The 10826-nt window shown below is 61.2% G+C and carries 10 protein-coding genes; 3 read left to right on the top strand and 7 right to left on the bottom strand.

Features of this window, described 5'->3' with window-relative positions:
- From JFT80_RS19535 to JFT80_RS19525, 3 genes are all read left to right on the top strand, one after another.
- Positions 1-225 (top strand): fasciclin domain-containing protein (locus JFT80_RS19535; protein ID WP_201148977.1); only part of this gene is annotated, 225 nt, incomplete at its 5' end.
- 55 nt (positions 226-280) lie between these two features.
- Positions 281-925: a sigma-70 family RNA polymerase sigma factor gene (locus tag JFT80_RS19530; RefSeq protein WP_201148976.1), complete on the top strand. Its 645-nt coding sequence runs from the start codon at positions 281-283 to the stop codon at positions 923-925.
- Positions 922-1596 (top strand): anti-sigma factor domain-containing protein, encoded by a 675-nt coding sequence (locus JFT80_RS19525; RefSeq protein WP_122841213.1) that lies wholly within the window; start codon positions 922-924, stop codon positions 1594-1596. The genes JFT80_RS19530 and JFT80_RS19525 overlap by 4 nt, the downstream gene beginning before the upstream one ends.
- Positions 1597-1734: 138 nt before the next feature.
- On the opposite strand, the gene fdhA is transcribed toward JFT80_RS19525, so the two are convergent.
- From fdhA to glyA, 7 genes are all read right to left on the bottom strand, one after another.
- The gene (gene fdhA / locus JFT80_RS19520) at positions 1735-2934 is read right to left on the bottom strand and encodes a formaldehyde dehydrogenase, glutathione-independent (protein ID WP_201148975.1); all 1200 of its coding nucleotides are present in this window, start codon (positions 2932-2934) and stop codon (positions 1735-1737) included.
- Positions 2935-3143: 209 nt separating this feature from the next.
- Positions 3144-4001 (bottom strand): formyltetrahydrofolate deformylase, encoded by an 858-nt coding sequence (gene purU / locus JFT80_RS19515; protein ID WP_201148974.1) that lies wholly within the window; start codon positions 3999-4001, stop codon positions 3144-3146.
- Between the two features lie 156 nt (positions 4002-4157).
- A complete protein-coding gene (locus JFT80_RS19510) occupies positions 4158-4790 on the bottom strand; it encodes a sarcosine oxidase subunit gamma (RefSeq protein ID WP_201148973.1) in 633 nt (210 codons plus the stop codon).
- Positions 4791-4920: 130 nt separating this feature from the next.
- Positions 4921-7938 (bottom strand): sarcosine oxidase subunit alpha, encoded by a 3018-nt coding sequence (locus JFT80_RS19505; RefSeq protein ID WP_201148972.1) that lies wholly within the window; start codon positions 7936-7938, stop codon positions 4921-4923.
- Complete coding sequence (locus tag JFT80_RS19500) at positions 7935-8264, bottom strand: sarcosine oxidase subunit delta (protein ID WP_007913119.1); 330 nt, start codon at positions 8262-8264, stop codon at positions 7935-7937. The genes JFT80_RS19505 and JFT80_RS19500 overlap by 4 nt, the downstream gene beginning before the upstream one ends.
- A 14-nt stretch (positions 8265-8278) precedes the next feature.
- Positions 8279-9529 carry a sarcosine oxidase subunit beta gene (locus tag JFT80_RS19495; protein ID WP_201148971.1) on the bottom strand — a complete coding sequence of 417 codons (1251 nt, stop codon included), beginning with the start codon at positions 9527-9529 and terminating at the stop codon, positions 8279-8281.
- Between the two features lie 20 nt (positions 9530-9549).
- Positions 9550-10803: a serine hydroxymethyltransferase gene (glyA, locus tag JFT80_RS19490; protein WP_201148970.1), complete on the bottom strand. Its 1254-nt coding sequence runs from the start codon at positions 10801-10803 to the stop codon at positions 9550-9552.
- Between the last annotated feature and the right edge of the window lie 23 nt (positions 10804-10826).

Here is a 10826-nt window from a genome sequence, read left to right as displayed (position 1 = left end):
GGCAAACTCGACATGATGACCCTGACCGAGAAGATCAAGGCCGGTGGCGGCAAGACCGAACTCACCACCGTGGCGGGCGGCAAGCTCTGGGCGATGATGAACGGCCCGCACAACATCACCATCAAAGATGAAAAAGGTGATGTCGCCGACATCACCACCTACGACGTGTACCAGTCAAACGGCGTGATTCAGGTCATCGACAAAGTGCTGATGCCGAAAGGTTAGTTGTACCGCCGGCCCTGCGCATCGGGGTCGGCGGATTTTTCCGAGGTGTCTGCCCGTGAATGGAACAACTGCGCGCCGTGAACTAACCTCTGCCTGCAACCGGCACCGCACGCAGCCTCACCTCACCACCTCGACTGATTGGAGAACCCTTATTTCCATCGCCGACACCGATCAGTTGCGACAGCTGTTGGCCCAGTGTTCACTGGGTGACCGGCGCGCCTTCGAAACGCTGTACCGCAGCGTCGGCCCACGCCTGCACGGTGTCGCCCTGCGGTTTATGGGGCGCAGCGATCTCGCCGAAGAAGTGCTGCAGGAAAGCTTCGTGCGCATCTGGAACAACGCTTCGCGCTACGAAGCGCATCTCTCGGCGCCGCTGACCTGGATGATCAACATCACCCGCCATCAGGCCATTGATCAGTTGCGCAAACACCGCGACCGGCCGCTCAGCGATCTGGAACAAGACGCCCTGCCGGACGAAAGCCCCTCGGCACACGACCAGCTCAGCAGCGCCCGCGAGGCCCACGCATTGAACCGCTGCCTCGAGACGCTGGAAGGCATGCAGCGCCAGTCGATCAGCGTGGCGTACTTTCAGGGTTTGTCCTGCTCGGAACTCGCCGAACACCTGGCCGCGCCGCTGGGCTCGGTCAAATCCTGGATCCGCCGTGGCATGGAGCGCCTGCGCAGGTGCCTTGAATCATGAACTATCAAACCCCGAGCCTGCGCCGAACCCTCGCCGCCGACTACGCCATTGGCGTGATGCCCGCAGCAGCTCGTCGGCGCTTTGAACAGTTGCTGCTGGAAGACGCGGCATTACGCGCAGAACTGGCGCACTGGCAGGACAGTCTCGCCAGCCTGACCGAAGCGTTGCCCGAGCAACCGGTGCCGGAACGCGTGTGGCAAGGCATCACGGCGCGTATCGACCCACAAAAACTGCATGTGCCACAGAAGCGTTCCTTCTGGAACTGGATGCGGGTGACGGCGGCGTTGTGTTCGCTGGTGGTCATCGTGTTCCTGAGCGTGCTCTACAACCGTGATGAGGCGCGATACAGCGCGACATTGCTGACGGCCGATTCGCAACCGGCGCTAAGGGTTCTGGCCCACGACAACTATCTGCAAGTGGAGCCGCTGGCGTTGGCGGCGGTTGATCCGGAACGCAGCCTGGAGTTGTGGGCGATACCGGCGAACGGCAAACCGATGTCCCTCGGCGTGATTCCGGCGAGCGGCAAGGGCAAGGTTGAGCTGAGCGATGCGCAAAAGGTGCTGATCGGCAAACCGATTGCGTTGGCGGTGAGCCTGGAGCCCAAGGGTGGCTCGCCGACCGGACAGCCGACGGGGCCGGTGTTGTATCAAGGGTCGTTAGCGGTGTTGTGAGCAAACGAAAAGATCAAAAGATCGCAGCCTTCGGCAGCTCCTGCAGGGTTACGCGTTCGGCATAGGAGCTGCCGAAGGCTGCGATCTTCTGATGAAAAACGGCGACCCGGAGGTCGCCGTTTTGTTTTGCGTAACCGCTTACGCCGCGCTGAACAACTTGTGCGGATCGATCACAAACTTCTTCGGCACACCTGCATCAAACTCGCCGTAACCTTCCGGCGCCTGATCCAGGCTGATCACCTGCACGCCCACCACTTCGGCAATGTTGATACGATCCCACATGATCGCCTGCATCAGTTGGCGGTTGTACTTCATCACCGGGGTTTGCCCTGTGTGGAAGCTGTGGGATTTCGCCCAGCCCAGACCAAAGCGAATGCTCAGGCTACCCATTTTCGCTGCGGCATCCACTGCACCGGGATCTTCGGTCACGTACAGGCCCGGAATACCGATTTTGCCGGCTACACGAACCACGCCCATCAGCGAGTTGAGCACCGTGGCCGGGGCTTCGGATTTCGCGCCGTCGTGACCATGGCCGCGGGCTTCGAAACCGACACAGTCCACCGCACAATCCACTTCCGGCTCGCCCAGCAGCGCAGCGATCTGTTCGTGCAGCGGTGCATCTTTCGAGAGATCGACGATTTCAAAACCCTGCGCCTTGGCGTGTGCCAGGCGGATGGTGTTGACGTCGCCGATGATCACCACCGCAGCGCCGAGCAAACGCGCAGAAGCCGCAGCGGCCAGTCCGACCGGGCCAGCGCCGGCAATGTAAACAGTGCTGCCCGGACCCACGCCCGCCGTCACGGCGCCGTGATAACCGGTCGGCAGAATGTCCGAGAGGCAAGTCAGGTCGCGGATTTTTTCCATTGCGCGATCACGGTCTGGCAGTTTCAACAGGTTGAAGTCGGCGTAAGGCACCAAGGCGTATTCAGCCTGGCCGCCGGTCCAGTCGCCCATGTCGACATAACCGTAAGCACCGCCCGGACGTGCCGGGTTAACGCTGAGGCAGACACCGGTGTGCATTTCCTTGCAGGAACGGCAGCGCCCGCAAGCCACGTTGAACGGGACGGAGACCAGGTCGCCGATTTTCAGATTCTCGACGTCGGAGCCTTTTTCGATCACCTCGCCGGTGATCTCGTGACCCAGCACCAGACCGGTCTGCGCCGTGGTGCGGCCGCGCACCATGTGTTGGTCGGAGCCACAAATGTTGGTGGAAACCACTTTGAGAATGACCCCGTGCTCGATCTTGCGACCGCGCGGGTCCTGCATTTTCGGATAGTCGATTTTCTGTACTTCGACCTTGCCAGCGCCGAGATACACCACACCACGATTGCCAGACATGCTTTCACCTCGCTGTTGTTTTTATGTAGCACTCACGTCGCCTTTTAGCGGCGGCGCGTTGATTGCTCGGGTTATTGCCTGTGTGTCTTGTGTCTTGTGTTGTGTTTGAAGGCCTCATCGCGGGCAAGCCCGCTCCCACAAGGTCAGGGTCGTGCACATTTCCTGAGCGACCTCAGCCCTGTGGGAGCTGGCTTGCCAGCGATAGCGATCTAGAGAACAACCGTGCGATTGGCGTTGAGAAAAACCCTCCGCTCGATGTGATAGCCCACGGCGCGGGCCAACGTCAGGCCTTCGATATCGCGCCCCTTGGCAATCAAATCCTCGGGGTAATGACTGTGATCCACCGCCTCGACGCCCTGGGCAATGATCGGCCCTTCATCGAGGTCGTTATTGATGTAATGCGCCGTCGCGCCGACCAGTTTCACGCCTTTGTTATAAGCCTGGTGATACGGCTTGGCGCCCTTGAAACCGGGCAACAGGGAGTGATGGATATTGATCGCCTTGCCATCGAGCTTGCGGCACAGCTCCGGCGACAGCACCTGCATGTAGCGGGCAAGAATCACCAGCTCCGCACCGCACTCTTCGATCACTTGCCACACCTGACGCTCTTGCGATGGCTTGTCGTTAGGGTCGAGGGGGAAATGGTAGTAGGGAATCTGGTGCCAATCGGCCAGCGGCTTGAGATCAGGGTGATTGGAAACCACCGCCGCCACGTCCATCGACAACTGGCCGATGCGTTGGCGGTAGAGCAAATCGTTGAGGCAGTGATCGGCCTTGGAGACCATGATCACCACTTTCGGCCGGTAATTCGGTGCGGTCAGCTCGAAGAGCATGCCGAAGGCCTGTCCGCGTTCGGCGAGGCCTGCGCGGAAGGACTGCTCATCGAAACCGTCGGGCTGGCGGAATTCCACGCGTATGAAGAAGCGGCCGGAAAGGCGATCATCGAAGGAATGGTGCTCGGTGACGTAGCAACCCTGCTCGAACAGAAAACGCGTCACCGCGTCCACGGTGCCGAGAACGCTGGGGCAGTCGGCGGTCAGAATCCATGTGTCTGGGGCGCGGCTCATGGTGCGGTGACTCCTGAGGTATCGGTAAACGACGCTACCTCTGTAGGAGCGAGCTTGCTCGCGATGGGCGCCAACGATAACGCGTACTGCCTGGGTTAACGCGTCGTCCTCAAGTCCATCGCGAGCAAGCTCGTTCCTACAGGTGAGCGGTTGTGATCAGGCCTGGACGCTGAGGCCGTACTCGGCCGATGCATCCTGCAACCACAACCACCAGTAATCCGAGAAGCTGCGACGGATCAGCAATTCCCAGGTGTCTTCGGCGGTATGGCGAATCATCAGCTGCGACTTGGCGAACACCGTGCCCACGGCCTTGCCCACGGGGAAGCTGTTCGGGTGCACGTCGTAGCTGGTCGATTTCATCAGCACTTGGCGCACGTTCGGCCCGCTCAGTTCGAGCACCTGCTGACCGCCGCTGACGTTGACGATCGCAATGTGCAGATCGCCCAAGGCTTCACGCAGTTTCTGTTCAGCGACGAACTCTTCACCGCTCGGCACGATCAGCAGCCACTCATCCGGGCCCATCCATTGCAGGCTGGTTTCGCCTTTGACGATGACGCTCAGGGCGCCGGGCAATTCGATGCCCAGGGCCTTGTGCACACCCGCAGCAAACGCGGCATCGTGGCCATCGCCACGAATGGTCAGATGGCCGAGGAGTTTCTTTTCACGCACGATCACGCCGGCGTTCTTGCGGCCCTTGCCGACCAGGCTGGCGAGGTCGGCATGGTGCAGCGACGACTCGGCCTTGGCCCCGGTGGTCGGGCGTTGTTGGTAAACATTGGCTGTGGTCATAAAGCACCCTTCCTGAATTTCGTGTGCCCTGTGGGAGCGGGCTTGCCCGCGATGGGAGCGACGCGTTCTGCCTGAAGCACCGCGTTATCGTTCATCGCGGGCAGGCCACGCTCCCACAGGTACTGTGGTGTTACACGTTCTGCCGATCACCCTTCGGATCGAAGAACACCGAAGAAACAATCTCCGCCTCGATCACGCTGCCATCGGCCAGCGGTGCGAACACCCGCTCGCCGAGGCGCTTCAGACCGCCCTTGACCACGCCCATGGCAAACGAATAACCGAGAGAGTTGTGCGCGTAGCTGGAAGTCACGTGGCCGACCATGGTCATCGGGATCGCCTGCTTGGTGTTGAACACCAACTGCGCACCTTCCGGCAGCCACACGTTCGGATCGATCGGCTTCAGGCCCACCAGTTGCTTACGCTGATCCTTCACACAGTCTTCACGGTTCATCCCACGCTGGCCGATCCACGAGAACGGTTTGGTGCGACCGACACACCAGCCCATGTTCAAGTCGTCCGGGGTCATCGAGCCGTCAGTGTCCTGACCGACAATGATGAAACCCTTCTCGGCCCGCAGCACGTGCATGGTCTCGGTGCCGTACGGGGTCAGGTTGTACCGCTTGCCGGCCTCGACGATTTTCTCCAGTACGCCCATCGCGTAGTCGGCCTGCACGTTGACTTCGTACGACAGCTCACCGGTGAACGAGATGCGGAACACCCGCGCCGGCACGCCACTAACCAGACCTTCCTTCCAGGTCATGAACGGGAAGGCTTCGTTGCTCAGATCGATATCGGTCACGGCGCTGAGCAGCTTGCGGCTGTTCGGCCCGGACAGGGTCATGGTCGCCCAGTGATCCGTGACGGACGTGAAGTACACCTTCATGTCCGGCCATTCGGTCTGCTGGTAAATTTCCAGCCATTGCAGCACTCGGGCCGCGCCGCCCGTGGTGGTGGTCATGACGAAATGGTTGTCGGCCAGGCATGCCGTGACACCGTCGTCGAAGACCATGCCGTCTTCTTTGCACATCAGGCCGTAACGGGCCTTGCCCACGTCGAGTTTGGTCCAGGCGTTGGTGTACACGCGGTTAAGAAACTCGCGGGCATCCGGGCCCTGGATGTCGATCTTGCCGAGGGTCGAGGCGTCGAGCAGGCCGACGCTGTCGCGCACGGCTTTGCATTCACGCTTCACGGCGGCGTGCAGGTCTTCACCGTTTTTCGGGAAGTACCATGGACGTTTCCACTGACCGACGTCTTCAAACTCGGCACCACTCTTCACATGCCAGGCGTGCAGCGCGGTGTGACGAACCGGTTCGAAGATGTGCCCGCAATGACGGCCGGCCACGGCGCCGAAAGTCACCGGCGTGTAGTTCGGACGGAACATCGTGGTGCCCATCTGCGGGATGGTCACATTCAGCGAACGGGCGGCGATGGCCAGACCGTTGACGTTGCCGAGCTTGCCCTGATCAGTGCCGAAGCCCAGCGCGGTGTAGCGTTTGACGTGCTCGACCGACTCGAAACCTTCGCGGGTTGCCAGTTCAATCGCAGCAGCGGTGACGTCGTTCTGCAGGTCGACGAATTGCTTCGGCGCTCGTGCGGTGTTCTTTTCATGCGGCACCTGGAACAGCGCCAGCGTCGGTTCTTCGTGACGGCTCAAGGCTTTTGGCAAAGTACCTTCGACCACCCCGAAACCGGCTTCGCTGGCGGCACGGGCGCCACCTTCAAAGCCATCGGCCAGGGAATCACCCAGACCGTAGACGCCATTGATACCGCCGACGCATACGCGTTTTTGCGGTGCCTCGCCCGGTACAAAACCGAGGATGTCTTCACGCCAGGTCGGCTTGCCTCCCAGGTGCGACGCCAGGTGCACCACCGGGCTGTAGCCGCCGGAGCTGACCACCAGGTCGCAGTCCAGCCATTCGCCGGGGCTGGTGACCTTGTGCCCTTTAACGTCAATGGCAGCAATGCGCGCGCCAGTCACGCGCTTGGTGCCGCGAGCCTCGATCACCGCACTGCCGGTCAGGATGCGAATGCCTTTGGCGCGCGCCTCTTCCACCAGCGCGCCGCGCGGATTGCTGCGCGCATCAGCGATAGCCACGACCTGCAGGCTGGCATCGAGCCAATCCAGCGCCACGCGATAGGCGTGGTCGTTGTTGGTGCTCAGGACAAGCTTTTTGCCCGGTGCGACGCCATACCGACGAACGTAAGTCGAGACGGCACCGGCAAGCATGTTGCCCGGCACGTCGTTGTTGCCGTAGACCAGCGGACGCTCGTGAGCACCGGTCGCCAGCACCACGCGCTTGGCGCGGACGCGATGAATGCGTTGACGCACCTGGCCGATCGGGGCGCGATCGCCGAGGTGATCGGTGAGGCGCTCGTGAATGGTCAGGAAGTTATGGTCGTGGTAACCGTTGACCGTGGCGCGAGGCAACAGCAGCACGTCCGGGGTGTTCTTCAGTTCAGTGATCACACTGGCGACCCAGTCCATCGCCGGTTTGCCGTCGAGGCTTTCGCGCGAGTCGAGCAGGCTGCCGCCGAACTCTTCCTGCTCATCGGCGAGGATGACGCGAGCACCGCTGCGCGCAGCGGCCAGTGCAGCAGCAAGACCCGCAGGGCCACCGCCAACGATCAGCACGTCGCAGTGCTGGTTCATGTAGTCGTAAGTATCCGGATCGACTTCGGTCGGCGAACGACCAAGACCGGCAGCCTTACGAATGTACTTCTCGTAAGTCATCCAGAACGATTGCGGGTACATGAAGGTTTTGTAGTAGAAACCCGGCGGCATCAGCTTGCCGCCGACCTTGCCGAGAATCCCCATCATGTCGTTGTTGACGCTCGGCCATCCATTGGTGCTGGTCGCGACCAAACCTTGATACAGCGCCTGTTGCGTGGCGCGTACGTTGGGGATCTGCGTGGCTTCGGTTGCGCCGATCTGCAGCACTGCGTTCGGCTCTTCAGCGCCTGCGGCGAAGATGCCGCGCGGACGCGAATACTTGAAGCTGCGACCGATGATATCCACGCCGTTGGCGATCAGCGCGGCGGCCAGGGAGTCACCTTCATAGCCCTTGTAGCTCTGACCGTTGAAGGTGAAGCTCAGCACTTTGTTGCGGTCGATCCGTCCACCGTTGGACAGGCGATTGGTCTGGCTCATACCTTCTCTCCCAGCGCCGTCGTGGCTGTTTTCGCCGAATCAGCCTTGTCGGTGAATTGCGGCTTGGTGCCGATCTTGTAGGTTTCGAGAATCTCGTAGGTCACGGTGTCGCGGGTGACGTTGAAGTACTGGCGGCAACCGGCGACGTGATCCCACAGTTCGTGGTGCAGACCGCGCGGGTTATCGCGGAAGAACATGTAGTCGCCCCACTCTTCATCAGTGCAGGCGCCAGGATCGAGCGGGCGCGGAATGTGCGCCTGACCGGATGCGTGAAATTCCTCTTCGGAGCGCAACTCGCCGCAGTGAGGACAGAAGATATGCAACATGGGGATTTCTCCTGTTAGTGGGCAACCGCAGCAGCGCCGTGTTCATCGATCAACGCACCGTTGTGGAAACGGTCGATGGAGAAAGGTGCGGCCAACGGGTGCATTTCACCCTTGGCCAGACTCGCGGCAAACACGTTGCCCGAGCCAGGAGTAGCCTTGAAGCCGCCGGTGCCCCAACCGCAGTTGAAGAACATGTTCGGTACCGGGGTTTTCGAAATGATCGGGCAGGCGTCCGGCGTGGTGTCGACGATGCCGCCCCACTGACGGTTCATACGCACTCGCGACAACACCGGGAACATCTCGACGATGGCCTGAATGGTGTGTTCGATCACCGGGTACGAACCACGCTGGCCGTAGCCGTTGTAGCCGTCGATACCGGCGCCGATCACCAGGTCGCCCTTGTCGGACTGGCTGATGTAACCGTGGACGGCGTTGGACATGATCACGCTGTCGATAATCGGTTTGATCGGCTCGGACACCAGTGCCTGCAGCGGGTGCGATTCGATCGGCAGGCGGAAACCGGCGAGTTTGGCCATGTGCCCGGAGTTACCGGCGGTGACCACGCCGACGCGTTTGGCGCCAATGAAACCCTTGTTGGTTTCAACGCCGATGCACACGCCGTTTTCCTTGCGGAAACCGATCACTTCGGTCTGCTGAATCAAGTCCACGCCCAAGGCGTCGGCGGCACGGGCAAAGCCCCACGCCACGGCATCGTGACGGGCGACGCCGCCGCGACGCTGAACGGTTGCGCCCATCACTGGATAACGGGTGTTTTTCGAGCAGTCGAGGTACGGGATTTCGTCAGCGACTTGCTTGGCGTTGAGCAACTCACCATCGACGCCGTTGAGGCGGTTGGCGCTGACCCGACGCTCGGAATCACGGATGTCCTGCAGGGTATGGCACAAGTTGTAGACGCCACGCTGGGAGAACATCACGTTGTAGTTAAGGTCTTGCGACAGGCCTTCCCACAATTTCATCGCGTGTTCGTAGAGGTGCGCCGACTCGTCCCACAGGTAGTTGGAGCGCACGATGGTGGTGTTGCGCGCGGTGTTACCGCCGCCCAGCCAGCCCTTCTCGACCACGGCGACGTTGGTGATGCCGTGTTCTTTCGCCAGATAGTAGGCGGTCGCGAGACCGTGCCCACCGCCGCCGACGATGACCACGTCGTAGACCTTTTTCGGCGTCGGCGTGCGCCACATTTTCTGCCAGTTTTCGTGATGGCTGAGGGAGTGTTTGAAGAGGCCGAAGCCCGAATACCGTTGCATAGTCATTACTCCAAAACCGCTCAGCGATAAACCGGGAAGTCTGCGCACAGGGCCGAAACCTGCTGGGCGACATTGGCCTCGACATCGGCGTCGCCGAGGTTGTCGAGGATGTCGCAGATCCAGCCGGCCAGCTCCACACATTGGCTCACTTTGAAACCGCGGGTGGTGACCGCCGGGGTGCCGATGCGCAGGCCCGAGGTCACGAATGGCGACTGCGGGTCGTTCGGTACGGCGTTCTTGTTGACGGTGATGTGAGCGCGGCCGAGTGCTGCATCCGCTTCTTTGCCGGTTAGGCCCTGACGGATCAGGCTGACCAGGAACAGGTGGTTATCGGTGCCGCCGGACACTACATCGTAGCCGCGTTTGATAAATACGCCGGCCATGGCCTGGGCGTTGTCGATCACTTGCTGCTGGTACGCCTTGAAACCTGGCTCCAGCGCTTCCTTGAAGCACACGGCTTTACCGGCGATGACGTGCATCAGCGGGCCGCCCTGAGCGCCGGGGAATACGGCCGCGTTGAGTTTCTTCTCGATCTCTTCGTTGGACTTGGCCAGGATCAAGCCGCCACGCGGGCCGCGCAGGGTTTTGTGCGTGGTGGTGGTGACCACGTCGGCGTACGGCAGCGGGTTCGGGTAGAGGCCAGCGGCAACCAGACCGGCGACGTGGGCCATGTCGACGAACAGCAGCGCGCCGACTTTGTCAGCGATCTGACGGAAACGCGGAAAATCCAGAGTCTTTGAGTAAGCCGAGAAACCGGCGACGATCATTTTCGGCTTGGATTCGACGGCGAGACGCTCGACTTCGTCGTAATCGATCAGCCCGGTGTCGGTGTTGATGCCGTACTGCACAGCGTTGTAGAGCTTGCCCGAGGACGACACTTTGGCGCCGTGGGTCAGGTGACCGCCGTGGGCCAGGCTCATGCCCAGCACGGTATCGCCTGCGTTCAGCAGGGCCAGATAGACAGCGGCGTTAGCCTGGCTGCCGGAATGCGGCTGGACGTTGGCGTAATCGGCACCGAACAGTTGCTTGGCGCGCTCGATGGCCAGCGCTTCAACCTTGTCGACGTGCTCGCAGCCACCGTAGTAGCGCTTGCCCGGGTAGCCTTCGGCGTATTTGTTGGTCAGGCCGCTGCCTTGCGCTTGCATCACGCGCTTGCTGGTGTAGTTTTCGGACGCGATCAGCTCGATATGATCTTCCTGACGTTGCTCCTCGGCATTCATCGCCGCCAGCAGTGCATCGTCGTAACCCTGGATCTGGTCTTGCTTGCTGAACATCGCGTCTCTCCCAGCGGCATCTG

Origin of the sequence: Pseudomonas sp. TH10 (genome assembly GCF_016651255.1) — a bacterium.
Taxonomy (GTDB): domain Bacteria; phylum Pseudomonadota; class Gammaproteobacteria; order Pseudomonadales; family Pseudomonadaceae; genus Aquipseudomonas.
The sequence above is the reverse complement of the archived record's forward strand: the minus strand, read 5'-3'. Positions and strand labels throughout refer to the sequence as shown.